Below are 26,610 nucleotides of genomic sequence, written 5' to 3' on the forward strand. Positions count from 1 at the left end.
GGGCTTCGACGATCATCACGGCACAGCGGTACCTCCGGCATCCTGCTCCGCAGGGGAGCGCTGGCGCAAGGAGCACACGTCGTGGTGCTTCTGCGCCGAGCGATGTCGCGGCTTGCGGGCGTCACTTGGTTACGTATACAGTCGCTCGGAGCATCCCCGTGAATACGTACCCATTCTTCGAAGGAGAAGACGATGGCCCTCACTGAAGTCCAGCGCCAGCGCGCCGTCCACGGAACGCGGGACAAGAAGTCCGCGGCGATCGGCGCAGCGGTCGGCACCTGCGTCGAGAACTACGACTTCCTCGCGTACGGCACCGCGTCGGCGCTGTACTTCGGCACCGCGTTCTTCCCCGGCGCCGATCCGCTGGTCGGGACGCTGCTCTCGTTCGCCACGCTCGGCGTCGGGTTCGCGATGCGCCCGCTCGGCGGCATCATCGGTGGCTACCTCGGGGACAAGATCGGCCGCAAGCCGGTGCTCGTCGCGGCGTTGCTGGTGATGGGACTCGCGACGTTCGCGATCGGACTGCTGCCGACGTACCAGACCGTCGGCGTCCTGGCCCCGATCCTCCTGGTCGCGGTGCGCGTCATCCAGGGCGTCGCGTTCGGCGCCGAGTGGGGCGGCGCGATCCTCATGGCCTACGAGCACGCGCCGTGGCGACACCGTGGCCGCTACTCCGCGATCCCGACCGCGGGGAACCCGGCCGGGGTGTTCCTGGCGAACATCGTCTTCCTGTTCTCCGTGCACCTCGGCGGTGAGTGGGCGTGGCGGGTGCCGTTCCTCGCCAGCGCCGTCCTCGTCATCGCGGGCCTCATCATCCGGGCGAGGGTCTCGGAGTCCCCGGAGTTCGAAGACGTCAAGGACCGCGGCGAGACCGCGAAGAACCCGCTGCTCAAGGTGCTCAAGGACGACTGGCGGAACCTGCTCCGCGTCATCGGCCTGCGCCTGGTCGAGTCCGCGGGCTTCTACGTCGTCGTCACCTACATCCTCAGCTACATCTCCGGTCTCGACGCGGACCTCCGTGAGGTCGGCCTCGTCGGGCTCTGCATCGCGACCGCGATCGGCGTCGGCTCCTCCCTGTTCTGGGGCGACCTCACCGACAAGTTCGGGCGGAAGCCGATCTACCTGGTCGGGTCGATCCTCTCGATCGCGTTCGGGTTCCCGATGTTCCTGATGCTCAACTCGCAGGTGCCGGTCCTGATCGTGTTCGTCTACGTCATCGGCCTGCCGCTCATCCACGACATGCTCGCCGGCACCCAGGGCGCCTGGTTCAGCGAGCTGTTCAGCACGGACACGCGCTCCTCGGGCGCCTCGATCGGCTACCAGCTCGCCGCCGCGATCTCCGGCTTCATCCCGTTCATCGCCACCGCCCTCGCGGCAGCGATCGGTTGGGGCGGCGTCTCGCTCCTCTACGTCGCTGCCGGCGTCGTCGGCGTCGTCACGGTGCTCCTCACCCGTGAGACGTGGAGCCGGAAGGAGCGGGCCTACGTCGACGAGGTCACCTCCGCCGTGCCGACCGCCGTGGTGGACCCGCGCGTCGCGAACCAGTCCTGAGCCACCGAAGGAAGAAGCAAGCACCATGAAGGCAATCGTCAAGACCACCGCGGCGCCGGGCGTCGAGTTCGTCGAGGACCACCCCGAGCCCACGGTCGGCCCCCGTGACGTCCTGCTCCACGTCGGCGCGGTGTCGATCTGCGGCACCGACCGCGAGATGTACGAGTGGACACCGTCGGCGGTGGCGTTCAACCTCGACCTGCCGGTCGTCCTGGGGCACGAGGTCTCCGGCACGGTGATCGAGGTGGGCTCCGACGTCAGTCGACTCGCGGTGGGGGACCGGGTGGCGCTCGAGACGCACATCCCGTGCGAGCAGTGCTTCATGTGCCGCACCGGCAACGGGCACAACTGCCTGAACATGAAGATCATCGCGATGCACGCCGACGGCGCGTTCGCCGAGCGCGTCGCGGTGCCGGAGAACATCTGCTTCCCGCTGCCGGAGGGCATGCCGCTCGAGGTCGGTGCGCTCCTCGAGCCCGCCGGCGTCGCTTGGCATGCGCTGCAGCGGGCGGACCTCGATGTCGCCGGGCACTCGGTGTTGGTGTCCGGCTGCGGCCCGGTCGGGCTGCTCATCGTGCAGTTCGCGCTGCACCTCGGCGCCACCGAGGTGATCGCCGTCGAACCCAACCCGTACCGACGCGGCTGGGCCGAGAAGCTCGGCGCGACCGTGTTCGAGCCCGGCCCCGGCGTCGTCGAGTACGTCGAGGAGCACTATGCCCACCGCAGCGGCGTCGACGTCGCCTTCGAGGTCAGCGCGGCCGCCGCGGCGTACCCGACCATCTTCGAGTCGGTCCGCCGCGAGGGCACGATCGTCACGATCGGACACCCCGGCAACCCGGTGCCGGTCGACATCGCCAAGTACATCAACAAGAACGGGATCACCCTGCGCGGCACGTTCGGGCGCCGACTCTGGGACACCTGGGAGGACCTCGTCGAGGTCCTCACCCGTGGCGGCGTGGACATCTCGTGGCTCATCACCCACCGGTTCCCGCTCGGCGACCTCGGCCCCGCGATCGACCTCCTCACCGGCGACGCCAACAAGGTCCTCATCCTGCCGAACGGGCCCGTCGACGGCGCGGCAACCGTCGGGGGAGCCGAGACGGTCGCCGCAACGGCGCACTGATCCGACGCGACGACCGACGAGTCCGAGGAGAGCGCATGGCCCAGACCCACGACCGGGGTGCTCCACACCTCGGCGCGCACCCCACGCTCGTCGCGCCCACGCCGCCGACACCCGGCGGACCGGGCGGACACCGTGCCTCCCGGTCAGCGGGCCCCGGTCGACCCGCGCTCGACGAGCCGAGCGGGCACCAGCGTGTGCACCGGCTCCGACGTGTCCCCGGCGATGCGGTCCAGGAGTCGTTGCACGGACGCGCGCGCGATGCTCGTGATGTCCTGTTCGAACGTCGTGAGGTCGAACGCACCCCACGCCGACATCGGGAGCCCGTCGATGCCGAGCACCCACGTCCGCTCGGGGACGGCGACCTCGGCCGTGCGGAGGGCGTCCATCGCGCCGTACGCGATGATGTCCGAGGAGCAGAAGACCGCGTCCGGAACGCCGTGCGCGAGCAACTCGCGCGCCGCGCGGTTCCCCGTGTCGTACGTGGTCGTGCCCCTCGTGGTCTGCTCGGCCCGGATCTCCACCCCGGCGGCCCGCAACGCCTGTCGGAACCCGGCCTCACGCGCCGGGCTCGCGAACGTGTCCGACGGGCCGAAGATCGCGGCGATGTGCGACCGACCGCGTTCGAGCAGGAACTCCGCGGCACGGACGCCCGTCCCGAAGTGATCCGTCATGACGATGTCGGCGGTCGACTCGAGGTCGGCCCGGTTGCAGAGCAGCACCGGAACGCCGCGTTCCACCAGGCGGTCGATGCCGAGCGTCTGCTGCTTCGCGGCGGTGAAGAGCACGCCGTCGACGGTGCCGGCGCCGACGCCGGCGGTCGCGAGCGGCATCGCCGGATCGTCGTCGTTCCACACCACGACGTTGACGTTCATCTCGCGCGCGACCCGCGTCAACTCGTCGAGCAGGTACGGCAGGTACGGGTTCTGGATCTCACTGGTGACGATCCCGATCGCGCCCGCCCGGGCCGTGCGCATCGCCTTGGCCTGCGCGTTGGGCACGTAGCCGACGTCGCGCATGGCACCGAGGACGCGCTCACGGGTCTGGTCCGAGACGCTCGGGCTGCCGTTGAGCACCCGCGACACGGTCGCCTGCGACACGCCCGCGGCCCGCGCGATGTCACGGCTCGTCAGCGCCACGACGCCCCCTCTCCTCGAACCCGATGCAACGACGCTACAGCGGAGTCGACCTCGGCCTCACCGCCGCGACCTGCCCGCCGCGTGCCGGTGCACGGCCCCTCCAACGTCCACGCCGGTCGCGCGACCGTGACCGGCCAGCCGCACCACCCGATCGAAGGAGCGACACCATGACCCGCCTGTTCAACGACCCGGCGGACTTCGCGGACGAGATGGTCGACGGGTTCGTCGCGGCGAACCGGCGGTGGGTCCGGAAGGTCCGCGGCGGGGTCACTCGTGCGACCACCAGCCCTGAGGGCACGGTGGCCCTGGTGATCGGTGGCGGCTCGGGGCACTACCCGGCGTTCGGCGGACTCGTCGGGCACGGCCTCGCGGCCGGCGCGGCGATGGGCAACCTGTTCGCGTCGCCGTCGGCACAGCAGGTCACCGCGGTCGCCACGGCGGCGCACCACCGTGGCGGGGTGCTGCTGTCCTACGGCAACTACGCCGGTGACGCGCTCAACTTCGATGCCGCGGCGCGCGCCCTGACCGAGGCTGGCATCGACGTCCGCACGGTCCGCGTGACGGACGACATCGCCTCCGCGTCGGCCGACGAGCAGCACAAGCGTCGCGGCATCGCGGGGGACCTGTGCGTGTTCAAGGTCGCCGGTGCCGCCGCCGAGCGGGGCGACTCGCTGGACCACGTGGCAGCGATCGCGGAGCGGGCGAACGACCGGACGCGGAGTTTCGGCGTCGCGTTCAGCGGCTGCTCGCTGCCCGGCGCCGACGAGCCGCTGTTCACGGTCCCCGAGGGGCGGATGGCGATCGGGATGGGCATCCACGGTGAGCGGGGCATCGACGAGGCCGACGTCCCCACCGCCGCCGAGCTCGCCGACCTGCTCGTCGGCCGCCTGCTCCAGGAGCTCCCGGACGGTGTCTCCGTCGACGGCGCCCGCGTCGTCCCCATCCTCAACGGACTCGGCTCGGTGAAGTACGAGGAGCTGTTCGTCGTCTACGGCACCGTGCAGCGCCTGCTGACGGACGTCGGCGCGATCGTCGTGGAGCCCGAGGTCGGCGAGCTGGTCACGTCGTTCGACATGGCCGGGGTGTCGCTGACGCTGTTCTGGGTGGACGAGGAGCTCGAGCAGCTGTGGGCGGCGCCGGCCGACAGCCCCGCGTACCGGAAGGGCGGAGCGGTGCCGCAGGAGCGCGTGTCCGACGAACTCCTCGAGGCCGGCGAGCAGGTCCAGGTCACGCCCGGCAGCGAGGAGTCACAGATGTCGGCCGCGGTCGTCACGGACGGGATCACCGCGATCCGCGCGACGATCGACGAGCACGCCGTCCGGCTCGGCGAGATCGACTCGGTCGCCGGCGACGGCGACCACGGCATCGGCATGCGGCGCGGTTCACACGCCGCGCACGTGGCCGCGCAGGACGCCGCCGCGCGCGGTGCCGGCGCCGGATCCGTCCTCCGGATCGCCGGGGACGCCTGGTCCGACGAGGCCGGCGGGACCTCCGGTGCGATCTGGGGTGCCGCCCTGGAGGCGCTGGGTCGCGTGCTCGGGGACGAGTCGCGTCCGTCGGCCGCCGACGTCGCTGCGGCGGTGCACGCGGCGAACGAGGCGGTCCTCGCCTTCGGCGCCGTCGTCGGCGACAAGACCATGGTCGACGCGCTCGTGCCGTTCGACACGGTGCTCACCGGACGGGTCGACGCCGGCGACGACCTGGTGACCGCGTGGACCGCCGCGTCCGCCGCCGCGCAGGAGGCCGCCGACGGCACCGCCGCGCTGCTCCCGAAGATAGGTCGCGCCCGCACCCACGCCGAGCACGCCGTCGGCACCCCCGACGCCGGCGCGATCTCGTTCGCCCTGATCACCGCCGCGGTCCTCGCGGTGCTCCCCACGAAGCAGAAGGAAGGTCACCATGGCTGAGCAGCAGTTCCGCCTCGTCGTCGGCTCCGACGACGCCGGGTTCGACTACAAGGAGATCATCAAGAAGGACCTGGAGGCCGACGACCGGGTGGCGTCCGTCGTGGACGTCGGTGTCGATGCCGAGGGGCACACCGCCTACCCGCACATCGCGGTCGACGCGGCCCGCATGGTCGCGAACGGCGAGGCCGACCGGGCCATCCTCATCTGCGGCACCGGCCTCGGCGTCGCGATCTCGGCGAACAAGGTCCCCGGCATCCGCGCCGTCACCGCTCACGACTCCTTCAGCGTCGAACGCTCGGTCCTGTCCAACGACGCCCAGGTGCTCTGCATGGGCCAGCGCGTCATCGGCGTCGAGCTCGCCCGCCGACTCGCGGGGGAGTGGCTCGGCTACAGCTTCGACACCTCCTCGGCCTCCGCCGAGAAGGTCGCCGCGATCTGCCAGTACGACGGCAGCGCGCCGGAGGGCATCGACACGGAGTCGGTGGACGCCTGATGCTGACCGCCGCGGCAGCACCCGCGCTGACGATCGGTGTGTCGCTGAAGATGTACTTCGGTCACGCCCGGACGCTGGCGTGGGCGTCCGCCGTCGCGGACATCGCCAGGGACCACCCCGCCGTCACCGCCGGGGCCGTCGACCTGTTCGTCATCCCGACGTTCCCCTCGCTCGTCCCCGTCAAGGGCCTGCTCGAGGGCACCCGCGTCCACCTCGGGGCGCAGGACCTGGCCTGGGCCGACCAGGGCGCGTTCACCGGTGAGGTGTCCGGCACCGAGCTCGCCGAGATCGGCTGCGACCTCGTCGAGATCGCGCACGCCGAGCGCCGCTGTCTGTTCCACGAGACGGACGACGAGATCGCCGGCAAGGTGCACGCCGCGTTCCGCAACCACCTCACCCCCCTGATCTGCGTCGGCGAGGTGGAGCGGGCCTCCAGGCAGGATGCGATCGCGGAGGTGACCGGTCAGCTCGGCCGGTTCCTCGCCACCGCCACCGCGGACCACCTGGCCGGACCCGTCATCGTGGCCTACGAGCCGGTGTGGGCGATCGGCGCCACGGCGCCCGCCCCCGACGAGCACATCGTCGCCGTGCTCGCCGGGATCGAGGCGTACCTCGCGTCGCGTCCCGAGCTCGCCGGCTCGCGTGCGATCTACGGCGGCAGCGCCGGACCGGGGCTGCTCAGCCGCGGGCAGGGTCGCATCGGCGGGCTCTTCCTCGGCCGCTTCGCCCACGACCCCGCCGCGATCGCGACCATCCTCGACGAAGTCATCACCACCAGCGTCTCGGAGCGGACCCCATGACCTCCCTGCTCGGCCTGTCCACCTACGCGTACTTCTGGCGCATGTCGGATCGGGTGCCGTCGCCGATGTCCCTCGACGACGCACTCCGCGACGCCGCCACGCACGACGGTGTCGACCTGTTCCAGATCTGCGACCACGCACCGCTCGACACGGCGTCGGACGAGCGGCTCGCCGGGATCCGCTCGCTCGCGGACGAGCTCGGGCTGACGCTCGAGGTCGGCACGCGCGGGACCGACCCGGAGCACCTCGCCCGGTACCTGCACGTCGCACAGCGGCTCGACGCGGTGCTCGTCCGGTCGATGTGGAGTGCCGGCGACGACGAGCCGGACGCCGTCGAGACCGACCGGCGCCTGCGAGCCGCGCTGCCGGCGTACGAGGAGGCCGGGGTCACCCTCGCCCTCGAGACCTACGAACGTGTCAGCTCGGTCGAGCTCGTCGCGGTCGTGTCCGCGATCGGGTCGCCGAACCTGCGGATCTGCCTCGATCCCGCGAACATCGTCGCGAACCTCGAGCATCCGGCCGACGTCGTCGCCCGGTGCGCTCCGTACACGGCGAACTGGCACGTGAAGGACTTCGACTTCACCCGTTCGCCGGGCTGGGTCGGGTTCCAGTACACCGGCGTCCCGTTGGGCACCGGTCGGCTCGACTACGACGGCATCCGGGCGGCGATCGAGCCCGACGCCCGGGGCATCAACCGTGTCATCGAGTTCTGGCTCCCGTGGCAGGCCGACTCGGCGGATGACTCCACCGGGGACGCCGCGTCGAGGAGCATCGCCGTGGAGACGGACTGGGTCGCCTCCGCGGTGGCCGCCCTCTCCGCAGCCCGCGCCTGACCGACCTGAGCATGACCGGAGCGTCCCGGACGTCCGCCGGCTGGTCCACGCGATCCGCACGAGCGGCTTCGCGACCGCCAGCGCGCTGAACAGGGGCGTTGCGGAGTGCACCACGGTCAGCGCGACGCCCTCGGGAGGAACGCAGCCAGCACCAACGGCACCGCACTGAGCCCGAGCACCCACCAGAACGTCGCCCCGAAGGCACCGGCCGCGGCGGCCGGCGACCCCGCGGAAGCCAGGAAGTGCTCGAGGACCACCGCGACCACGGTGACGCCGAAGGGCGCCCCGACGCGCTGCACGATGCTGAAGGCGGCACTGCCGCGCGGGGTCTCGTCGTGGCTCAGGCTCGCGAACGCCAGGGTCATCACCGGGAGGGACGCGGCGCCCATCCCGACACCCTGGACGAACTGCGCGACGAGCAGCAGGACGGAGTGACCATCGACGCCGGCGAGGGCGAAGGGGACGATCCCGAGCATGAGGAGCACCACGCCACCGCCGACGACCAGGCGGCCGTCGAGCTTCGCAGTGAGTCGGCGGCTGAGCACGATGAAGAGCATCGTGCCGAGGCCCTGCGGGATGAGCAGCAGGCCGGTGTGCAGGACGGAAGCACCGCGGACCTGTTGGTAGAACAGCGGCAGGAGGAACATCAGGGCGTACATCGAGAAGCCGCCGACGAACGTGATGACGCTCGACAGGCCGAAGCTCCGACGTGCGAAGACGCGGACGTCGACGAGCGCATGGGTCCGGTTACGGAGTGCGGAGGCGACGAAGCCGACCAGGAGCGCGCCTCCGGTTCCGAGCGGGAGCCAGACGTCGGTCGCGGCGAACCCGTGGTCCCCGGTGAGCCGGCTGACGCCGTACGCGATCAGCGCGACCGCGGGGGTGAGGAGCACGAACCCGAGCACGTCGAACCGGCTCCCGCGCTGCGCGGGTGCGGACGGCAGGAACAGCGGGCCGAGCACGAGAGCGGCCAGGCAGATCGGGATGTTGACGAAGAACAGCCAGTGCCAGCTGACGGATTGCACGATGGACCCACCGATGATCGGTCCGAGGATCGGCGCGAGCTGCCCGATGAGCCCGATGGTGGCGATGGCGCGGCCGATGCGCTCGCGGCCGGCCGCGCGGGTCAGGATCGTGATCGTCACCGGGAGCACCAGACCGCCCCCGACGCCCTGCAGCACCCGGAACACGACGAGTGACGGGAGGGACCACGCGAGTCCGCAGAGCAGGGAACCGACCATGAAGGTCGCGACCGCGACGATCCACGCGGTGCGGGCACCGAGGCGTTCGGACACCCAGCCGGACACCGGGATCACCGACACGAAGGCCAGGAGGTACGCGGTCGCGACCCACTGCGTGCGGGCGACCGACTCGTGGAACGTCCGGTGCAAGTGGTCGAGCGCGATGTTGACGATGGTCGTGTCGAGCAGCGTCGTCAGGGCGCCGAGGACGAGCACGAGGCTGATCAGGGTGAGCCGCCGGTCCGTGACCGGGCCGGGAACGGCCGGAGCCGTGAGGGAAGTGGTCATACCGCGTAAACTACACTGTGCAGTGTAGGAAGTACACCCGTCGGTGTAATGTGGCGTGGTGGCTGCCGCGACCCCTCAGGACCCGACGTCGAAATCGACATCGAAGACCATCCGTGCCGGGCAGGCGCACAAACGGAGCGCGATCCTCGCGGCAGCGCGGGACCTCTTCGTCCTGGACGGTGTCGAGCGCACGAGCATGGACGCCGTCGCCGCGCGCGCGAGCGTCTCGAAGCGGACCGTGTACGACTACTACGGCGACAAACGCGGGCTCCTCCTCGGTGTCGTCGTGGCTGCGGGGGAGTCGCTCGTCGAGACGCTCCGGCGGGCCATCGCGGACCACCTGGCCGATGACGCTCCCATCGCCGACCAGGCCGCGCTCGAACGCGCGCTCGTCGGGTTCGCCGTGCAGATCGGCGAGACCATGCTCGGCTCTGCCGACTACGGGAGCACCATCAAGCTCATCGGTGACAACCGCGCGGTCCTCCCCGAGCTCGCGCACCACCCCCTCAACTCGGCACCGGAAGCGGCGCTCGCCGAGCGGATCGCACACTTCGCGGACGTCGGTCTGCTCGACGTGGACGACGCGTTCTTGGCGGCCGACCACTTCAACGCCCTGACCACCCTGCTGGCCATGAACATCCGGTTCCCGGATCAGCTGTCCACGGACGCGACCCGCAGGACGATGGCCGACGGTGTGCACGCCTTCATGCGGGCGTACGGCGCGCGCTGAGCCCCGGCGGCAGCACGGCGTGCTCGTGGTGACGTCGTCGTGGTCGTCGAACACCGGTCGTCCGGTCGAACACCGCGATCCCGGTGTTCGACCGGACGCGAGGTGTGCAACACGGTGGGGCCGCGGGTGCAGCGCCTCCCGTCCGATGCACGGCCCGGCGACGACGCGCTTCCGCCGAGTTCAATGGGACGCCGAGCGCCGCCGGATGCCAGGCGTGGCCGGCGTCAGTTGGCGAGGTTCACCTGCGTGCGGTGCAGGTCCGTCCGCTCGATCTGGTCGACGAACCCGATGGCGTAGTCCTGCGCGGAGATCGCGCCGCCCTCAGCGACCACGGCGACGTCGGTGCCGACCCGGTACGAGCCGGTGCGCTCGCCGGGGGCGAAGGAGCCGAACTGGAGGGGCGGGCTGACGAACACCCAGTCGAGCGCCTCGGGGGCGGCGGGGAGGTCCTCGAGGACGAGGGCCGCGCCGCTCTGGACCTCGTGGTGCAGCTCGGCCGGGACGGCGCTGAGGTCCTCGACGTAGCGGGGCGCCCCGGGCGCGGGACGGAGCGACGAGAACCCGCCGACCACGAACAGCCGAGCACCGGCGGACGCGGCCCGTCGCGCGATGGTGCGGTTGACCTCCCGGAAGGTGTCGGTGAGGTCGCCGCGTGGGGCGAGCGCGGCGACGACGACGTCGGCGTCCTCGATGACCGGGGTGAGGACGGCTTCGTCCGAGGCGTCGCCCTGCACGTACCGGACACCCGGGACCTGGTCGGTCGGGAGCGAACGGCTGAGCGAGGTGACCTCGTGACCACGGGACGCAGCCTCGGCGACGATCGCCGATCCTGCGTAGCCGGTGCCGCCGATGACGGAGATGCGGGACATGGGAGCCTTTCGGACGGAGGAGTGCACGGGCGCGACGAGTCGGCCCGATTCCACGGTAGGAGCGCCCGTGAGAGAGCGGAAGTAGGCACTTCAGGGTGCCTGTCGCGCCCCGCTCGCCGGGCCCGGTAGACATACGGCATGAGCACGGCACCCAGGACGCTGCAGTTCCGCGCCTTCACGACGACGAGCGACGACCCGCGGTCCGGCAATCCGGCGGGGGTCGTGCTGCACGCCGAGACGTTGACCGACGCGGACATGCTCGCGATCGCCGGCGAGCTCGGACACAGTGAGACCGCGTTCCTCACCGCCGTGACGCCCAACTCGGCGCGGATCCGCTACTTCACGCCGCGGGCGGAGATCGCGTTCTGCGGCCACGCGACCATCGCGTCGGGCGTGGCGCTGGCGCGGAACGGCGCCGCGGGCGTGGTCGACCTGACCACGAACGCCGGCGTCGTGCCGGTCGCGGTCCGTCCGGACGGCGCCACCCTCACCGCCGTCGCGACGACCGTCGCACCGCTCCCCGACGCGGTGCTCGGCGAGCTGCTCGACGCGCTCCGTCTGTCGTCGACGGACCTCGACCCGGCGCTGCCACCGGCGTTCCTGTCCGGGGGCAACCCGCACCCGCTCGTGCCCGTCCGCGACGGCGTCCTCGCCCGGCTCGACCACGACGGCGACGCGGTGCTCCGCCTGCAGGACCGGGAGGGATGGGACGGCACGATCGCGGTCGTGCACCGGGTCGACGCCACGCGGTTCGTGAGCCGTCACCCGTTCCCGCGCGGCGGTGTCCGCGAGGACCCGGCCACGGGGTCGGCTGCCGCCGCGCTCGGTGCCTACCTGCGGGACGGCGGCCACGTGGCGGTCCCGGCGGTGCTCACCGTCGAGCAGGGTGCGGAGACCGGACACCCCTCACGCATCACCGTCGAGGTCCCCGCGACGGGTCGCGTCCGGGTGAGCGGGACGGTGGAGGAGCTGGCGGGGCCCGGTCTCCGGCCGACTGCCTAGACCCGCGACGCGCCGCCCCGCACGAGTCGGATGACGAGCAGGATCGCGGCGACGACCAGGACGATGATCCCGACCGTGATCAGGAACTTCAGGGTCGCGACGAACGCGCCGATCAGCAGCAGGATGATGCCGATGATGGCGAGGGTGACCCACAGGGCGTGGTTCATGATGTGTCCTTTCGAAGGGGTGACGTGCCCTTCTCGGCCGGACGGTACGCGTTCCCCGACGTCGGCGACCGCCGTCCGCGCGAAGTCGGTCCGACCTGATCGATCCCGCGCGCGTCTTCGTGGATCCTGGGTCCCGCAGCCGCACACTGGTGCGTCCTGCTCCGGTCACCGCTCCGCGTCGGGCACCGTCACGACGCGGTTCTGGTACGCCCAGACGACGGCCTGCAGCCGCGATCGCACGCCGAGCTTCGGCAGCATCCGGGCCAAGTGGGACTTCACCGTCGAGACCTCGACGACGAGCGCGGCCGCGATTTCCTCGTTCGACATGCCCTGCGCCAGGAGCATGAGCACGTCGCGCTCCCGCTCGGTCAGCAGCTCGGTCCCTCGCCCGCGTGTCACGGGCTGGAGCGCGCGCCGTTCGACGAACTCGCGCAGCACCCGGCGGGTGAGCGCCTGGTCGAGCGTGCCGTTGCCGGCGGCCACCTGCCGGACGGCGGCGACGATGGTGTCGGGGTCCGCGTCTTTGAGCAGGAAGCCCGACGCACCGGCCTCGAGCGCGCCGAACACGTAGTCGTCGAGGTCGAACGTCGTCAGCATGAGGACCGGGATCGGGGGATCCGCCTCGGGACCGCACAGGGCCCGTGCGACCTCGATGCCGTCCACGACGGGCATGCGGATGTCGAGGCACGCGACGTCCGGGTGCTCCGACCGTGCGAGGGCGAGTGCCTCGCCACCGTCCGTCGCGACGGCGACGACCGCGATGTCGGGTTCGGCGTCGAGCAACGCGGACAGACCGGCGCGGACGAGGGGCTGGTCGTCCGCGATGAGGACCCGGATCACGACGGCACCTCCGCTCCGACGGCCGGGGCGTCAGGACCGCTCGCCGCCCGCGGGACGACGAGGCGGACCTCCCACCCGCCGTCCTCCGTGGGACCGTACCGCAGGTCGGCGCCGACGAGGTCGGCTCGTTCGCGCATGCCGACGAGCCCGTGACCGCCCGAGGAGGACCGTGGTGCGGCCTCGCGTGCCGGTCCGTTCCGCACGACGACGGTGACGTGGGTGTGCTCGCGGTCGTCGAGCTCGACGGTGGTGGCGGCACCCGGGGCGTGCAGGGCGGCGTTCGCCAGGGCCTCCTGGACGGTTCGGTACGCCGCGAGCTGCGCGAGCGGACCGACGTCCGAGCCGACCGAGGGGCTGGCCTCGGGCTCGCCCCGCAGCACCCGCAGCGTGACCCGCCCGTGCCGCTGCGCCCGCGCGACGAGGTCCGGGACCGCCGCCAGGGTCTCGACGGACCGCTCGGCCAGGGTGTCGTCGCGGAGCAGCCCGACGAGCCGCCGGAGGTCGTCGAGCACCGCCGTGCTCTGCTCCCGGACCTGGCGGACGGCGGCGTGGGCACGCTCGGGGTCGGTGTCGATCTGCCGGTCGATCACGGCGGCCATGAGCGCGATCCCGGACAGGTGGTGCGCGGCGATGTCGTGGAGCTCCCGCGCCATGGCGGCCCGCTCCCGGGACACGGCCGCCTCGACGCGCGCGTCCTGCTCGCGGACCACCGCGTCCCGCTCCCGGAGCACGGCGTCCTGCTCCCGGACGACCGCGTCCCGCTCGCGGACGACCGCGTCCCGCTCGCGCGCCCGCGCCGCGCGGACGTCCAGGCGCGACCGGACGACCAGGGTCACGAGCAGTGGCAGGCCGATCACGGCTCCCGCCTGGCCCAGCCCCTGCGTGATCGCCTGCACCGGTGTCGCGCCGTAGCCGGTGAGCTGCCAGACCGCCTCCTCGATCCCGACGCCCACCGCCGCTGTGACGAGGGCGGGCCACAGCCACGCGAGGGGCTGCCGGAGCACCGCGAGCACGACCGCCACCATCACCGCGAGCGTCGACAGACCGTGCAGCACGGACGGGGCCACCAGCACGAGGACGGCTGCGAGCACCGCGACGGCCACGAGCGTCGTCCGCGGTCGGCTCCGCGCCCACAGCAGCACGCACGCCTGGGCCGTGAGCACGGCGGCGACGACCCACCAGGACGGGTCGGCGGGCGAGGCGAACTGGATCTGGGCCGAGTCCGGATCCCCCGCCGCCATCGCGGGTGCGCCGAGCAGGAGCGCGATCACCGCGACCGCGTCGGCCGCGGCGACCAGGACGTCCACCCGCCGCACCCGCGGGCGGGCCTCAGCGGTGACCATCGCTCGAGTCTACGAGTGGCGACGCGGAGGGCGTCGGGGCAGCAGCGGGTGCGGTGCCGGCCACGGCGGAGGCGGGGTCCTCCGCCGGACCGGTGCCGGGCCTCCCGGCCGTGCCGGCGACAGGACCGCAGTAGCCGAGCCGGCCCCGCGTCGCGACCACGATGACGACCGCGCCGATGGTCGAGGTGATGAGCAGCGCGAGCAGCATCGTCTCGGCACCGATGCCCGGGAACATGTCGCTCCACAGGACCGACGCCGTGGTGTTGACGCTGACGTGGAGGAGCACCGCGAGCGGCAGGCTCTCACCCGACCGGTTGAACACCCACGACATCACGACGGTGAACGCCATGCAGAACCCCACGAACACGAGCGGTTGCGTCCAGTGCGCGGTCGGCCATCCACCCCAGTCCGTCAGGAACAGCGGCAGGTGCCACAGCCCCCAGAGCGGCCCGAGCACGAGCGCGGCCCGCATCGGGCCGAACCGGCCCTGGAGTCGCGGCAGGGCGAAGTCCCGCCAGCCCGGCTCCTCCGCCAGTCCGGTCGTCACGACCTGGAGGAGCAGCGCCGGCACGTAGGCCGCCAACGCCAGCGCGGACGGTGCGTGGACGACCCCGCCGGCGAACGGCAGCCCCGACAGCACGATGAGCACCGGAACGCCGAGCAGCACCGTCACGTACCACTGCCACCGGACCCGCCACCGCCACAGCCGGCCGGCCCACACCCGGAGGCCCGCACGACCGTCCGCCGCGGCCGTCACGACGAACGCCGCGGTGACCGGTCCGAGGAGTGCGCCCGGCAGGACGCCCGACAGCTGCGCGGTGCCGAGGACCTCGGGGAAGTGGAGGTCCCAGATCCCGAGACCGTGGGGCGACAGGATGTAGGGCAGCCACACCAGCCAGCTCGTCCCGAGGGCGAGCACGGCGAACGTGCGGAGCGGGTTGCGGGCGACGACGCCGCGGAGCCCGCCCGGAGCGGGCCTCGTGCTCCTGCGGTCCGTCCCCGGTGCGCTGATGGTGGTCATGGTGCCTCCGTCGGTCAGGTGGCCGCGGTTCGACCACATCCCGACGGTAGGAATCGCGGGTGCCCGGCCTCGACGGGCGGAGGGACGCAGCCCGCGATCTCCATCGGAGGATGCAAGGGGCCGGTCTGCGCCCCTCCGTCGATCCTGCGCACGCCGACGACGAGTGCGGATGCGCCCCCATGTCCCGTTGTCGTCCGCGTGAGCACATGGCGCGAGCAGACCCCGCTTCAGGACCAGCCGAGCGCCCGCAGTACCGCGGCGGTCACGGCGGCCAGCGCGACCACGACGATGAACGGCGCCCGCAGCACGAGCGCGACGATCGCCACGACGAGCCCGGCCGCGCGCGCGTCGAGCACCAGGTGCGTCGCGGTCGAGAACGTCTGCAGGACGACGAGCGAGGCGAGCAGGGCGGCCGGGAGCATCTCGCTGACGCGGGCGACCCGGGGCTCCTCGAGCACGGCCGGGGGGACGGTGTAGCCGGAGAACTTGAACCCGTACGCGATCGCCGACGCCGCGATCACCGCGATCCACGCGGTCACGACGCGGCCCCGGTCGCATCCGGCCGGGAGGGCCGCCACCGGTCGGGCCACCACCACGCGATCACCGCGCCCACGCACGCGGCGGCGAGGACCGGGAGGCCCTGTGGGATCACCGGGATGAGTGCGGTCGTCACGATCCCGGCGACGATCGCGATGGCGACCGGTTGCCGTGCCCGCAGCCGCGGCCAGAGGAGTGCGATGAACGCGGCCGAGGCGGCGGCGTCGAGCCCGTAGCGCTTCGGATCGCCGAGCGCGGACCCCGCGAGGGCCCCGACGAGCGTCATGACGTTCCATCCGATGTACACGCCGAGGCCGGTCACCCAGAACCCCAGGCGACGGAGCGGCCGCGAGGACTGCGCGACCGCGACCGCCGTGGACTCGTCGATCGTGAGCTGGGGGACCACGATGCGACGCCACCCGCGGGGGAGCATCGTCGGACCGAGTTGGAGCCCGTAGAGCGCGTTCCGGATGCCGAGCAGGGAGGCGGCCGCGATCGCCGCCCCCGCGGTGCCGCCGCCGCCGAGGATCCCGACGAGCGCGAACTGTGACCCGCCGCTGAACAGGAGGAGCGACAGCAGGCAGGTCTGCACGACGCTGAGGCCGCTCGCCACGCTCAGCGCGCCGAAGCTCACGCCGTACAGTCCGGTCGCGACGGCGACCGAGACGCCCTGGCGGACGACGGCCCGCCGAGCGGTCGTGACGTCCGCCGCTCGCTCGGGGCCGTCGTGCTCGTCGGCGGGGGTGGGGGAGCCGTCGGTCATGCCCTCAGGATGCCGCAGGCCGGCTGCGCCCGGGCGCGCCCGCGTGTCCCAGACGCGCAGTTCTCTGTCAACCCCGGCGTCCGGGCGCCACGGCTGCGATCCTTGGATGATGGCAGAGGACGTGGTGCGACGCTCAGTGGTCGCCGGGCAGGACATCGACGATGCCCGTGCCATGTACGAGGCCGCGTACAACGGACGGCAGTTCCACATCGAGCCGACCGAGCGCGAGTTCGGGTACCGATACACGATCGCCGGGGACGACGACGTCACGCTGCGGGGGAACCGGTTCACGGGGTCGGTCGAAGGCACCGTCCAGGTGCAGGGCGAGTACGTGGTCACGTGGATCACCGCGGGGACCGGCGCGATGGACCTCGAGGGGACCGGCGACCTCACGCCGCTCGAGCCCGGGCAGCCCGTCCTGTTCACCACCGGTGGCCAGAACCGGTTCGCGTTCGCCGACTACAAGCAGAACCTCGTCCACCTCGACGGCCGGTACCTCGAGCGGGTCGCGGCGGAGGTCGAGGGCCACGACGGCGGGCCCCTGCGGTTCCGACACGGTGGCCGACTCGAGGACCACGCGCTCCAGCGGTGGACGGCGGCGGTGCGGACGGTGAACGCCGTGGGCGCGAGTGCGGACGCCAGTGCCCTGCTGCGGAGCGAGGTGAACCGCCTCGCCGCGGTGTCGCTCCTGTCGACGTTCCCACACGAGGCGACCTCCCTGCCGCCCGAGCTGCTGCTCCCGCGCCATCGACGGGTCCGCACGGCCGTCGAGTTCATCCACGCGAACGCCCATCTGCCGATCACGCTCACGGACGTCGCTGCGGCGGCGAACGTGAGCTCCCGCTCCCTGCAGCAGGCGTTCGAGCGTGCCCTGGCCACGTCGCCCACGCGGTACCTGCGGCAGGTGCGCCTGGAGCGGGTGCGGGCCGAACTGCTCGAGCAGCACCCCGAGGACGTGTCCGTCGGCGACGTCGCACGCCGTTGGGGCTTCGTGCACCTCGGCCGGTTCTCGGGGGCGTACGCAGCGGCCTTCGGGGAGTACCCGCGCGAGACGCTGTACCGCTGACGGGCGGTCAGTGGTGCGGGTGGTGCCCGCCCACGTCGTGGTGCGCGTGCGCTTCGTCGTGCCCGTGCCCGTGCCCGTGCCCGTGCTCGTGCTCGTGCTCGTTCGCTTCGTGGTGCTCGTGCGCGTGGCCCCCGTCGTCCGGGCCGCCGCCCATCATCCGCAGCATCGACCACGAGCCGCTGCGGACGAACACGACGAGCAGGACCGCCGCCACGACCAGGAACAGGACGTCCAACCAGGTGGTGTAGTTCCACCTGATCCCGGTCTCGGCGATCGCCAGGTGCCGACCGGTGGGGACGAGGCCGAGCGGCGTGAAGACGAGCTCGACGACGTACCCGGCGAGCACCATGGCGCCGTAGAGGACGCCGGTGGTCCTGAGGGCGGCCGCCCAGCCGTAGTACTTCCGGTAGATCACGATGATCGGGATGATGAGCAGGTCGGCGAAGACGAAGCTCACGACGCCGCCGAAGCTGATCCCGCCGTTCCAGAGCACCGCCGCGAGCGGGACGTTCCCGACCGAGCACACGAAGCTGACCATGGCGATGACCGGTCCGATGAGCGGGTCGAGGAAGAACGCGACCGTCGGGTCACCGTGCAGGAACACCGCCTGCAGCCATGCCTTCGGCACCCATGCCTCGAACGCCCCCGCGATGAGGAGCCCGATGACGATGTCCCGGAGCACGGCGGCCCAGTCCATGACGAAGTACTGGGACACCGACGTGATGCCCGGTCGGGAGAACAGGCGTCGCCAGAATCCCTGGTCACCGGCGACCGACATGTCCATCGCCGCGTGCCCCTCCATCGAGCCGGCGAGGCCCCGGTCGGCCTGCTCCCGTGCGGCGTCGACGATGCGACCCCGCATCCAGAGTCGGAAGCCGAGCGCGACGAGCACGATCATGACGGGGCCGCCGATGAACTCGGCGAGGGTGAACTGCCATCCCATGACGAACGCGAGGACGAGGCCGAGCTCGACGACGAGGTTCGTCGACGCCACCTCGAACGCGATCGCCGCGGTGAGGCTCGCGCCCTTCCGGAACAGGGCCCGGGCGAGCGCGACCGCCGCGTAGGAGCACGAGGAGGACAGTGCTCCGAACCCCGTCGCCACCGCGATGGCACGCGGGGAGTCGTCGTGCATGAGCCGGGTGATGCGTTCGGTCCTGACCGCGGCCTGGATCACACCCGACAGGGCGAACCCGAGCACGAGGGGCCAGAGGATCGTCCACGCCATCGTCCCGGCCGCCGCCAGGGCGGCACCGATCGCCTGCAGGATCATCATGATGACAGGGTACCCCCTGGGGGTAAGCGAGACCAGATGGTTCGCCTGAGACGCGGTTCACCCCGGGGTCACGGACCTGAGTGTCGGATGGACGTCGTTGCACTCCGTGCATCGGTGCACCTAGTGTCTCCGGAGTGACCACGGGGACCAGCATCGACCGACGGGCCGTGCTCAAGGCCCGGCACCGGGCGGCGATCCTCGACGCTGCTCGCGCACTGACCGCCGAACGGGGCGGCCCCCGGTTCAGCGTCGACGAGCTCGCCGCCCGAGCCGACGTCGCGCGCCGCACGGTGTTCAACCACTTCTCGTCGATCGACGAGGTCGTCCTCACGCTCTGCGGCGAGCTGCTCACCGTCGTCCTCGACGACTTCGTGGCGACGGCCACCGCGACGCCCGTCGGCAACGGCGACCGGGCCTCCATGTTCGACGAGATCGCCGAGTGGTTACGCGTCGCGGACCTGCCGACCGCGATCTCGTCGATCGTGCGCGTGCTCGGTGAGCCGCCCGAGGAGGACCGCCGCGGCCGTCTGCTCATCGACGAGGCCTTCGACCGGTCGACCGCCGTCCTCGTCGACGAGGTCCGTCGCCGCAACCCGTCGGCCGACCCCCTCGACGCCGAACTCCTCGTGACCTCGCTCATGAACGGCGTCGTCGTGATCTCGAAGCACTGGGTCCTCCGCACGGGTGCGAGCACTGACGGCGACGGCCGCGCACAGTGGGACGCGTTGCTCGGCCGACTCATCGACAGCGTCCGCAGCGGCTACATGCCCCAGCACTGACCACGAGGGGTCCACCGGCGTACCCCGATCCCAGCAGCACCACCACCGCACAGAAAGGAACGGGGCACCAGCATGGCCGGTCTCCTCTACCGCCTCGGACGCTTCGCCGCGCGCCGACACTGGTCCGTCGTCGTCGCCTGGATCGTGATCCTGGCGCTCGCCGGGGTCGGGTACAGCCTGTTCGCCGGGACGATCTCGTCCTCGATCACCATCCCGGGGACCGCGACGAGCAAGGTGACCGACGAGCTCGCCAAGAAGTTCAAGTCCGCCAGCGGGGGCAGCGGCACGATCGTCTTCCAGACGACGAGCGGTGACGCGTTCACGGCCGACCAGAAGTCCGGTATCAAGTCGTTCCTGTCGACGATCGACGGGTACAAGGGCGTCCGGGCGACCACGAACCCGTTCACGACGCAGCAGCAGCTGGCCGACCAGCGCCAGCAGGTGCAGGACGGCAAGCAGAAGATCGTCACGGGCAAGCAGCAGCTCGCCGACGCGCAGGCGCAGATCGACGCGGGCCAGAAGCAGCTCGCCGCGGGACAGCAGCAGATCGACGCCGCACAGCAGCAGCTCGACCAACAGAAGGCGCAGGCCCAGGCTGCCGGTCAGCTCGCGGCGGTGCAGGCACAGCTCACGGCCGGCCAGGCGCAGATCGACGCGAACCAGCAGAAACTCGACGCGAGCAAGGCGACGCTGGCGACCAACCAGCAGAAGGTCGACGCGAACCGGAAGAAGCTCCAGCAGAACGAGACGAAGCTCGACCTGAGTTCGCAGTTGCTCGACCTGTCGAAGAACATCCGCTTCGTGTCGTCGAACGGCAGTGCCGCGGTGGGCACGGTGTCGTTCCAGAAGGCGACGATCGCGGTGCCGCAGACACTGAAGAACAAGATCGTCGACAAGTCGGAGCACGCCGGCATCGACGGCGTGCGGGTCTACCCGTCGAACGACATCGCGCAGGGCGTTCCGAGCATCCTCGGCCCCGGTGAGGTCGTCGGCATCGTCATCGCCGCGATCGTGCTGCTCGTCATGCTCGGCACGGTCATCGGCGCCGCGCTGCCGCTCGTCAGCGCGATCCTCGGGGTGGGCGTCGCCACGCTCGGTGCGATGTCGTTCTCGGGCCTCGTGGAGTTCATCTCGGTGACGCCGGTGCTCGGGGTGATGCTCGGTCTGGCCGTCGGCATCGACTACTCGCTGTTCATCCTCAACCGGCACCGGTCCCAGCTGAAGCAGGGCATGGAGCTGCATCAGTCGATCGGTCTGGCGAACGGCACCTCGGGCAATGCGGTCGTGTTCGCGGGGTCGACGGTGATCGTCGCGCTCCTCGCGCTCAACATCACCGGCATCCCGTTCCTCGGGCTCATGGGCACGGTCGGCGCCGTCGCGGTGGCGGTCGCGATCCTCGTGGCCATCAGCTTCACGCCCGCGATGCTGAGCCTCGTCGGCTTCCGCATCCTCCGTCGGAAGGAGCGCGCGGCGATCGGGCGCACCGGCTCGGTGCGGATCCCGAACAAGCCCATGGCGACCTGGCGCGCGATCGTCACCCTCGTGGCCGGCGTCGCGGTGCTCGGGGTCGTCGCCCTGCCCGCCATGCACATGCGCCTCGGGCTCCCGACGGGTGCCGCCGAGGCCACCGACTCGAGTCAGTACAAGGCGTACAAGGTGCTCGAGCGCGAGTTCGGTGCCGGTCAGAACGGCCCGATCCTCGTCGTCGCCGACCTGCCGCACAAGGCGACCGGGAACGACCTGCTCCGGCAGGAGGTCGCGATCGGGCAGAAGATCGCCGACCAGGGTCACGTGCACGCCGTCGCACCGATCGGGGCGTCGTCGGACGGGACCGTGATCGCGTTCCAGGTGCAGCCCACGGGCGGACCCTCGAGCGTGTCCACAGAGAACCTCGTGCACGACCTCCGCGACCTGTCGCCGGTCAAGGCCGACGGGGGGAACGTACACCTCGGTGTCGCCGGCAACGCGAGCGCGAACATCGACGTCTCCGAGAAGCTCGCGGACGTCCTGCCGCTCTACCTCGTGGTGGTCGTCGGACTCTCGCTCATCATCCTCATCATCGTGTTCCGGTCGTTCCTCGTGCCGCTCACCGCGACCGCCGGCTTCGTGCTCTCGCTCCTGGCGGCGTTCGGCGGCCTGACCGCGATCTACCAGTGGGGCTGGCTCGGCCAGGTGTTCGGTGTGCACGACCCGGCACCGATCCTGAGCTTCCTGCCGGTGATCGAGGTGGGCGTGCTGTTCGGGCTCGCGATGGACTACCAGTTGTTCCTCGTGTCGGGCATGCGCGAGGCGTACGCCCACGGAGCCCCGGCGAAGATCGCGGTGCAGCGGGGCGTCCACGCGGGCCGGGCGGTCGTCACGGCGGCGGCGATCATCATGATCTCGGTGTTCTCGGGCTTCATCTTCTCGGAGTCCTCGACGATCCGACCGATCGGGTTCGGGCTGGCGTTCGGGGTGCTCGTGGACGCGTTCATCGTCCGCCTGCTGCTCATCCCGGCGTCCATGCACCTGCTCGGGCGCGCGGCCTGGTGGTTCCCGAAGTGGCTCGACCGGATCGTGCCGGACGTCGACGTCGAGGGTGCGAAGCTCGAGCGGGGCATGCCCTCCCGCGGGGACGACACCCACGCGGAGCACGGCCACCACGCGGCGCCGGTGGTCGAGGACGCCGCTCCGGCGGTCGCCCACCACGAGCACCCGGAGCACCGCGCCTGACCGCGTCCGCTCGCGCCTGAGGGGCGCCCGCATCACCAACCCGGGAGGCGGGACCTGCGTCGAGCACGCGGGTCCCGCCTCCCGTCCGTCGCGGCCCGCGAACGCGGGGTGCAGTGCTTGCACTATTGCGGGTTGTGCAAAGCTGCGGCAGGTGTAAAGTTGCATGCACTGCAAGGTTGTATGCCGCCGTCGGCACCCCGACGAGGTCGGCTCCCTGCAGGCGACGCACGCATCTCCACACCCATCCGAAGGACCGCAATGTCAACCGCCTCCGCTCCCGCGCAGGTCCGGCGCAGTGCTCCAGGATCGGCGCCCGCATCGGGCTCGCCGATCATGAGCCACCGCCAGATCCTGCTCGTCATCTACGGCCTCATGGCCGGCATGTTCCTCTCGTCCCTCGACCAGACGATCGTCGGGACCGCCATCCGCACCATCGGTGACGACCTGCACGGTCTCAACGAGCAGGCGTGGGTGACCACCGCGTACCTCATCACCTCGACGATCACCACGCCGATCTACGGCAAGCTCTCGGACCTGTTCGGGCGCCGCCCGCTGTACATCTTCGGCATCTCGGTGTTCGTCGTCGGGTCGCTGCTGTCGTCCTTCTCGACCTCGATGCTCATGCTCGCCGCGTTCCGCGCGTTCCAGGGCATCGGTGCGGGCGCGCTCATGTCGCTGCCCCTCGCGATCATGGGCGACATCCTCGCGCCCCGTGAGCGCGCGAAGTACCAGGGGTACTTCCTGGCCGTGTTCGGCATCTCGTCGGTCATCGGCCCGCTCGTCGGTGGTCTGTTCTCGGGTGCCGCGCAGATCCTGTTCATCACGGGCTGGCGCTGGGTGTTCCTGGTGAACGTCCCGATCGGCATCGCGGCGTTGCTCATGGTCATCGCGTTCCTGCACCTGCCGAAGACCGGCGAGAAGCGCACGCCGCGGATCGACTGGTGGGGTGCCACCTCGGTCATCGTGACCCTCGCGCCGCTCCTGCTCATCGCCGAGGAGGGCCGCGACTGGGGCTGGGGTTCCGCCGGCGCGATCACCTGCTACGCCGTGGGCGTCGCCGGACTGGTCGGGTTCCTGGTCGTCGAGACCCTCATGAAGGACGACGCGATCATCCCGCTCAAGCTGTTCCGCTCGGGCGTGTTCTCGATGGCGACCGTCATGGGCTTCCTCGTCGGGTTCGCGATGTTCGGCGCCATGCTGACCATCCCGTTGTACCTGCAGATCGTCACCGGGCTGTCCCCGACGGCGTCCGGCTTCGCCACGCTGCCGATGATCGGTGGCCTCATGATCGCGTCGATCGTGTCCGGCCAGATCGTGTCCCGCACCGGCAGGTACCGGATTTTCCCGGTCACCGGCACCGCGTTCACCGCCGTCGGCTTCGTCGTCCTGACGTTCATGACGATCGACAAGCCGCTCTGGTTCCTCATGATCGGCATGTTCTTCATCGGTCTCGGCCTCGGCCAGCTCATGCAGACCATCACGCTCGCCAGCCAGAACTCGGTCGAGCCCCGGGACATGGGTGTCGCCACGAGCTCGGCGACGTTCTTCCGGCAGATCGGTGGAACGCTCGGCACGGCCGTGCTCCTGTCGGTGCTGTTCTCCCTCATGCCGACGAACATCGTGACCGCGATGTCGGACAAGACGGACCTGTCGAGTGGCCTGAACGCCGCCCTGACCCCCTCGGTCGCGAACGCGTCGGAGAACAAGGGCGTGATGAAGCAGATCTGGACCCCGATCGTCACCCCGATCAGGAGCAAGCTCCAGGACGCGCTCGACCAGGGGACGACCGCCGCCAAGGCCGCCGCGGACAAGGCCGTCACCCAGCAGGTGACGGCCGCCGTCCAGCAGCAGGTCACCGCCGGCACCGTCCCGGCAGCGGCCGCGCAGACCGTCATCCAGCAGCAGGTCGCCGCCGCCGAACCGGCCGCCGAGCAGCAGGCCCTGGCGGCTGCCGCGAAGCAGGCGCACGCCTCGGTGTCGAACGGTCGGCTGACGATCGACTACAGCGATGCCAGTCAGCGGAAGCACGTCGTGAACGAGGTCGCACCGGCCATCGCGAAGCAGTTGCGGAAGGGCACGTCGGGCTCGAGCAGTTCCGCGAGCGAGACGAGCGACACGTCGTACCTCAACGGCGCGGACGCGCGGCTCACCAAGCCCTTCATGACCGGCTTCAACGCCTCGGCCGTGTCGATCTACTGGGTCGGCCTCGGCGTGATCCTGCTCGCGTTCGTCCTCAGCTGGTTCTTCAAGGTGCCGCCGCTGCGGCAGCGGTCCGCACTGCAGGAGCAGGCCGACAAGGACCAGACGGCCGACGACCTCGAGGTGGAGGCCGTGCGCGCGGCCGACCTCACCGGCTCGTTGACCGCCCCCGCGACCGGATCGATCCCGGTCTCCAAGTAGGGCAGGACCGCGGCGCCGTCGCCGTCCGACAGGACGGGGGCGGCGCCGCACGGATCCGGCGCGACCGCTGCCGGACGACCACGACCACCAGGACGGAGACGACGTGGACACCAGCGCCACGCTCGACACGGCCGCGATCGACATCGCGGGCGTCGACCCCGAGTCATCCACGCTCCGGGCCCGCAAGAAGCGGCAGACCCGCGGGCACATCCAGGACGCAGCACGCCGCCTGACCGCCGAGCACGGCCTCCATGGCGTGACGATCGACGCGATCTGCGCCGAAGCCGGTGTCTCGACCCGCACGTTCTTCAACTACTTCCCGTCGAAGTCCGCCGCCGCACTCGGGCTGCCGGACCTCCGGATCGACGATGCCCAGCGGGCACGGTTCGCCGCTGGGGAACCCGACGCCCTCGTGTCCGACCTCTGCGCTCTCGTCGCGCACGTCGTCGCCGAGACCGGCGCCTCACCGCACGAGAAGGCTGTCATGAAGGACCTCATCACCGAGCAGCCCGAGCTCATGCCGGCCGTGCTCAAGTGGATGGCGGACCTGCGGAAGGACCTCGTCGCGATCGCCGCCGGTCGCGTGCCCGAACGGACCGCTCGACTCGCGGTGACCCTCGTGCTCGGAGCGCTGCTCGAGGCCGTCCACCAGGGCGGCAGCACCACCGATCCGGACTTCGCGGACCGGATCGCCGCGACCGTCGCCGAGATCGGGGCGCTCGCCTCCTGACCGTCGGACCCGACATGCGCCAGCATGGAGCGGACGGGTGCGTCGCGCCCGTGCGTTCGAAGGAGAACCCGTGCCGCTGACCGACCTCGTCCCCGATCCCGGCGCCGTCGAGCGCATCGCCACGGGGAGTACCTGGGCCGAGGGCCCCGTGTGGATCCCGGCGACGCGGACCCTCCGCTGGTCCGACATCCCCGGCGACCGCATCATGCAGTGGCACGCCGACGACGGCACCACGAGCGTGTACGCCGACCGCGTCGAGTTCACGAACGGCCGGACGCTCGACCGGGACGGCAGCGTCGTGCAGTGCTCCCACGGCCGGCGACGCGTCGAGCGGGACCGCGACGGCGTCGTCGAACCGATCGTGGCGAGCTGGGACGGTGTGCGGTTCAACTCCCCGAACGACGTGGTCGTCGCACCCGACGGCACGATCTGGTTCACCGATCCCGACTACGGGATCACGCAGTCGCGTGAGGGCCACGCCGGGTACCTGGAGTACGGGGACCACGCGGTGTTCCGGTTCGACCCCGCGACCGGCCGGGTCCGCCCGGTCGTGCTCGACGTGGAGGAGCCGAACGGGTTGGCGTTCTCACCCGACGGGACGACGCTCTACGTCGCCGATTCGTCCGCATCCGAGGGCTCGGACGTCGGGAACCGGTGGATCCGGGCGTACGACGTCGTGGATGGCATCCGGTGCAACAACGGCCGCGTCTTCGCCCAGTTCGCGGTCGACGAGGGCGTCCCCGACGGCATCCGCGTCGACGAGGACGGGAACGTGTGGAGCTCGAGCGCGCAGGGCGTCATCGTCGTCGCACCCTCGGGGGACCGGATCGGGACCGTGCCCGTCCCCGAGGTCGTCGCGAACCTCTGCTTCGGGGGCGACGACGGCACGACGCTGTTCATCGCGGCGACGACGTCGATCTACCGTGTCGCGACCACGGCGCGGGACGCCCACGGGATCGCCCTCCGCCCGTGAGCGGGAGGGCGGCACCGGGTCCGGCGGCAC

General features: G+C 71.3%; 24 protein-coding genes. 14 read left to right on the forward strand and 10 right to left on the reverse strand.

Annotated features, from left to right (window positions below):
• Positions 1-192 precede the first annotated feature (192 nt).
• Both DEI82_RS03385 and DEI82_RS03390 read left to right on the forward strand, forming a co-directional pair.
• On the forward strand, positions 193-1,551 hold the full coding sequence (locus tag DEI82_RS03385; protein WP_111010744.1) for an MFS transporter: 1,359 nt from the start codon (positions 193-195) through the stop codon (positions 1,549-1,551).
• A gap of 25 nt (positions 1,552-1,576) precedes the next feature.
• A complete protein-coding gene (locus DEI82_RS03390; protein WP_111010743.1) occupies positions 1,577-2,674 on the forward strand; it encodes a zinc-binding dehydrogenase in 1,098 nt (365 codons plus the stop codon).
• 143 nt (positions 2,675-2,817) lie between these two features.
• Here the strand turns inward: DEI82_RS03390 and DEI82_RS03395 are convergent, their stop codons facing one another.
• Positions 2,818-3,810 carry a LacI family DNA-binding transcriptional regulator gene (locus DEI82_RS03395; RefSeq protein ID WP_111010742.1) on the reverse strand — a complete coding sequence of 331 codons (993 nt, stop codon included), beginning with the start codon at positions 3,808-3,810 and terminating at the stop codon, positions 2,818-2,820.
• A 167-nt stretch (positions 3,811-3,977) separates the two neighbouring features.
• Here DEI82_RS03395 and DEI82_RS03400 point away from each other — a divergent pair, with 167 nt between their 5' ends.
• From DEI82_RS03400 to DEI82_RS03415, 4 genes are read left to right on the forward strand one after another with little or no spacing between them, the layout of a single operon-like run.
• Positions 3,978-5,717 carry a dihydroxyacetone kinase family protein gene (locus DEI82_RS03400; protein ID WP_111035789.1) on the forward strand — a complete coding sequence of 580 codons (1,740 nt, stop codon included), beginning with the start codon at positions 3,978-3,980 and terminating at the stop codon, positions 5,715-5,717.
• Positions 5,710-6,210 (forward strand): ribose-5-phosphate isomerase, encoded by a 501-nt coding sequence (locus tag DEI82_RS03405; protein ID WP_111010740.1) that lies wholly within the window; start codon positions 5,710-5,712, stop codon positions 6,208-6,210. Before DEI82_RS03400 ends, DEI82_RS03405 begins: the two co-directional genes overlap by 8 nt.
• Positions 6,210-7,010, forward strand: a complete 801-nt coding sequence (locus DEI82_RS03410) for a triose-phosphate isomerase family protein (RefSeq protein WP_111035790.1) — start codon at positions 6,210-6,212, stop codon at positions 7,008-7,010. Before DEI82_RS03405 ends, DEI82_RS03410 begins: the two co-directional genes overlap by 1 nt.
• Positions 7,007-7,843: a sugar phosphate isomerase/epimerase gene (locus DEI82_RS03415; RefSeq protein ID WP_111035791.1), complete on the forward strand. Its 837-nt coding sequence runs from the start codon at positions 7,007-7,009 to the stop codon at positions 7,841-7,843. The genes DEI82_RS03410 and DEI82_RS03415 overlap by 4 nt, the downstream gene beginning before the upstream one ends.
• A gap of 116 nt (positions 7,844-7,959) precedes the next feature.
• Here the strand turns inward: DEI82_RS03415 and DEI82_RS03420 are convergent, their stop codons facing one another.
• The gene (locus DEI82_RS03420) at positions 7,960-9,372 is read right to left on the reverse strand and encodes an MDR family MFS transporter (protein ID WP_111035792.1); all 1,413 of its coding nucleotides are present in this window, start codon (positions 9,370-9,372) and stop codon (positions 7,960-7,962) included.
• Between the two features lie 58 nt (positions 9,373-9,430).
• Between DEI82_RS03420 and DEI82_RS03425 the strand changes: the two genes are divergently transcribed.
• Positions 9,431-10,102, forward strand: a complete 672-nt coding sequence (locus tag DEI82_RS03425; RefSeq protein WP_111035829.1) for a TetR/AcrR family transcriptional regulator — start codon at positions 9,431-9,433, stop codon at positions 10,100-10,102.
• A 224-nt stretch (positions 10,103-10,326) separates the two neighbouring features.
• On the opposite strand, the gene DEI82_RS03430 is transcribed toward DEI82_RS03425, so the two are convergent.
• Entirely contained in the window at positions 10,327-10,971 is a 645-nt protein-coding gene (locus DEI82_RS03430) for an NAD(P)-dependent oxidoreductase (RefSeq protein WP_111035793.1), read from the reverse strand.
• Positions 10,972-11,109: 138 nt separating this feature from the next.
• Between DEI82_RS03430 and DEI82_RS03435 the strand changes: the two genes are divergently transcribed.
• On the forward strand, positions 11,110-11,973 hold the full coding sequence (locus DEI82_RS03435; protein WP_111035794.1) for a PhzF family phenazine biosynthesis protein: 864 nt from the start codon (positions 11,110-11,112) through the stop codon (positions 11,971-11,973).
• On the opposite strand, the gene DEI82_RS16135 is transcribed toward DEI82_RS03435, so the two are convergent.
• From DEI82_RS16135 to DEI82_RS03460, 6 genes are all read right to left on the reverse strand, one after another.
• Positions 11,970-12,140, reverse strand: coding sequence for a hypothetical protein (locus tag DEI82_RS16135; protein ID WP_181434976.1), 171 nt, complete (start codon positions 12,138-12,140; stop codon positions 11,970-11,972). The genes DEI82_RS03435 and DEI82_RS16135 overlap by 4 nt on opposite strands.
• A gap of 165 nt (positions 12,141-12,305) precedes the next feature.
• A complete protein-coding gene (locus DEI82_RS03440) occupies positions 12,306-12,980 on the reverse strand; it encodes a response regulator transcription factor (RefSeq protein ID WP_111010729.1) in 675 nt (224 codons plus the stop codon).
• Positions 12,977-14,323, reverse strand: a complete 1,347-nt coding sequence (locus DEI82_RS03445; RefSeq protein ID WP_111035795.1) for a sensor histidine kinase — start codon at positions 14,321-14,323, stop codon at positions 12,977-12,979. Before DEI82_RS03445 ends, DEI82_RS03440 begins: the two co-directional genes overlap by 4 nt.
• Positions 14,310-15,344, reverse strand: coding sequence for a type II CAAX endopeptidase family protein (locus DEI82_RS03450; RefSeq protein ID WP_111035830.1), 1,035 nt, complete (start codon positions 15,342-15,344; stop codon positions 14,310-14,312). Before DEI82_RS03450 ends, DEI82_RS03445 begins: the two co-directional genes overlap by 14 nt.
• Before the next feature lie 227 nt (positions 15,345-15,571).
• Positions 15,572-15,883: an AzlD domain-containing protein gene (locus tag DEI82_RS03455; protein ID WP_111010811.1), complete on the reverse strand. Its 312-nt coding sequence runs from the start codon at positions 15,881-15,883 to the stop codon at positions 15,572-15,574.
• Positions 15,880-16,644 (reverse strand): AzlC family ABC transporter permease, encoded by a 765-nt coding sequence (locus DEI82_RS03460; protein ID WP_111035796.1) that lies wholly within the window; start codon positions 16,642-16,644, stop codon positions 15,880-15,882. The genes DEI82_RS03455 and DEI82_RS03460 overlap by 4 nt, the downstream gene beginning before the upstream one ends.
• 109 nt (positions 16,645-16,753) lie before the next feature.
• On the opposite strand from DEI82_RS03460, the gene DEI82_RS03465 reads away from it, so the two are divergent.
• A complete protein-coding gene (locus DEI82_RS03465; protein WP_146249520.1) occupies positions 16,754-17,710 on the forward strand; it encodes a helix-turn-helix transcriptional regulator in 957 nt (318 codons plus the stop codon).
• A 7-nt stretch (positions 17,711-17,717) separates the two neighbouring features.
• Here the strand turns inward: DEI82_RS03465 and DEI82_RS03470 are convergent, their stop codons facing one another.
• Positions 17,718-18,986 carry a permease gene (locus DEI82_RS03470; protein ID WP_111035798.1) on the reverse strand — a complete coding sequence of 423 codons (1,269 nt, stop codon included), beginning with the start codon at positions 18,984-18,986 and terminating at the stop codon, positions 17,718-17,720.
• A gap of 134 nt (positions 18,987-19,120) precedes the next feature.
• On the opposite strand from DEI82_RS03470, the gene DEI82_RS03475 reads away from it, so the two are divergent.
• The 5 genes from DEI82_RS03475 to DEI82_RS03495 all read left to right on the forward strand — a co-directional run bounded on the left by DEI82_RS03475 (position 19,121) and on the right by DEI82_RS03495 (position 26,580).
• A complete protein-coding gene (locus DEI82_RS03475; protein WP_181435084.1) occupies positions 19,121-19,765 on the forward strand; it encodes a TetR/AcrR family transcriptional regulator in 645 nt (214 codons plus the stop codon).
• 72 nt (positions 19,766-19,837) lie between these two features.
• A complete protein-coding gene (locus DEI82_RS03480) occupies positions 19,838-22,477 on the forward strand; it encodes an MMPL family transporter (protein ID WP_111035800.1) in 2,640 nt (879 codons plus the stop codon).
• Positions 22,478-22,735: 258 nt separating this feature from the next.
• Entirely contained in the window at positions 22,736-24,877 is a 2,142-nt protein-coding gene (locus DEI82_RS03485; protein ID WP_181435085.1) for an MDR family MFS transporter, read from the forward strand.
• A gap of 103 nt (positions 24,878-24,980) precedes the next feature.
• On the forward strand, positions 24,981-25,607 hold the full coding sequence (locus tag DEI82_RS03490) for a TetR/AcrR family transcriptional regulator (protein ID WP_258368646.1): 627 nt from the start codon (positions 24,981-24,983) through the stop codon (positions 25,605-25,607).
• Positions 25,608-25,677: 70 nt separating this feature from the next.
• On the forward strand, positions 25,678-26,580 hold the full coding sequence (locus DEI82_RS03495; protein ID WP_309146636.1) for an SMP-30/gluconolactonase/LRE family protein: 903 nt from the start codon (positions 25,678-25,680) through the stop codon (positions 26,578-26,580).
• Positions 26,581-26,610 lie beyond the last annotated feature (30 nt).

Source organism: Curtobacterium sp. MCBD17_019, from assembly GCF_003234555.1.
GTDB lineage: Bacteria > Actinomycetota > Actinomycetes > Actinomycetales > Microbacteriaceae > Curtobacterium.

Bases quoted from the DNA above. Each gene is read 5' to 3' on its own strand.
- DEI82_RS03385 (WP_111010744.1), top strand. From the start codon at position 193: ATGGCCCTCACTGAAGTCCAGCGCCAGCGCGCCGTCCACGGAACGCGG.
- DEI82_RS03390 (WP_111010743.1), top strand. From the start codon at position 1,577: ATGAAGGCAATCGTCAAGACCACCGCGGCGCCGGGCGTCGAGTTCGTC.
- DEI82_RS03400 (WP_111035789.1), top strand. From the start codon at position 3,978: ATGACCCGCCTGTTCAACGACCCGGCGGACTTCGCGGACGAGATGGTC.
- DEI82_RS03405 (WP_111010740.1), top strand. From the start codon at position 5,710: ATGGCTGAGCAGCAGTTCCGCCTCGTCGTCGGCTCCGACGACGCCGGG.
- DEI82_RS03410 (WP_111035790.1), top strand. From the start codon at position 6,210: ATGCTGACCGCCGCGGCAGCACCCGCGCTGACGATCGGTGTGTCGCTG.
- DEI82_RS03415 (WP_111035791.1), top strand. From the start codon at position 7,007: ATGACCTCCCTGCTCGGCCTGTCCACCTACGCGTACTTCTGGCGCATG.
- DEI82_RS03420 (WP_111035792.1), bottom strand. From the start codon at position 9,372: ATGACCACTTCCCTCACGGCTCCGGCCGTTCCCGGCCCGGTCACGGAC.
- DEI82_RS03430 (WP_111035793.1), bottom strand. From the start codon at position 10,971: ATGTCCCGCATCTCCGTCATCGGCGGCACCGGCTACGCAGGATCGGCG.
- DEI82_RS03435 (WP_111035794.1), top strand. From the start codon at position 11,110: ATGAGCACGGCACCCAGGACGCTGCAGTTCCGCGCCTTCACGACGACG.
- DEI82_RS16135 (WP_181434976.1), bottom strand. From the start codon at position 12,140: ATGAACCACGCCCTGTGGGTCACCCTCGCCATCATCGGCATCATCCTG.
- DEI82_RS03445 (WP_111035795.1), bottom strand. From the start codon at position 14,323: ATGGTCACCGCTGAGGCCCGCCCGCGGGTGCGGCGGGTGGACGTCCTG.
- DEI82_RS03450 (WP_111035830.1), bottom strand. From the start codon at position 15,344: ATGACCACCATCAGCGCACCGGGGACGGACCGCAGGAGCACGAGGCCC.
- DEI82_RS03460 (WP_111035796.1), bottom strand. From the start codon at position 16,644: ATGACCGACGGCTCCCCCACCCCCGCCGACGAGCACGACGGCCCCGAG.
- DEI82_RS03465 (WP_146249520.1), top strand. From the start codon at position 16,754: ATGGCAGAGGACGTGGTGCGACGCTCAGTGGTCGCCGGGCAGGACATC.
- DEI82_RS03470 (WP_111035798.1), bottom strand. From the start codon at position 18,986: ATGATGATCCTGCAGGCGATCGGTGCCGCCCTGGCGGCGGCCGGGACG.
- DEI82_RS03480 (WP_111035800.1), top strand. From the start codon at position 19,838: ATGGCCGGTCTCCTCTACCGCCTCGGACGCTTCGCCGCGCGCCGACAC.
- DEI82_RS03485 (WP_181435085.1), top strand. From the start codon at position 22,736: ATGTCAACCGCCTCCGCTCCCGCGCAGGTCCGGCGCAGTGCTCCAGGA.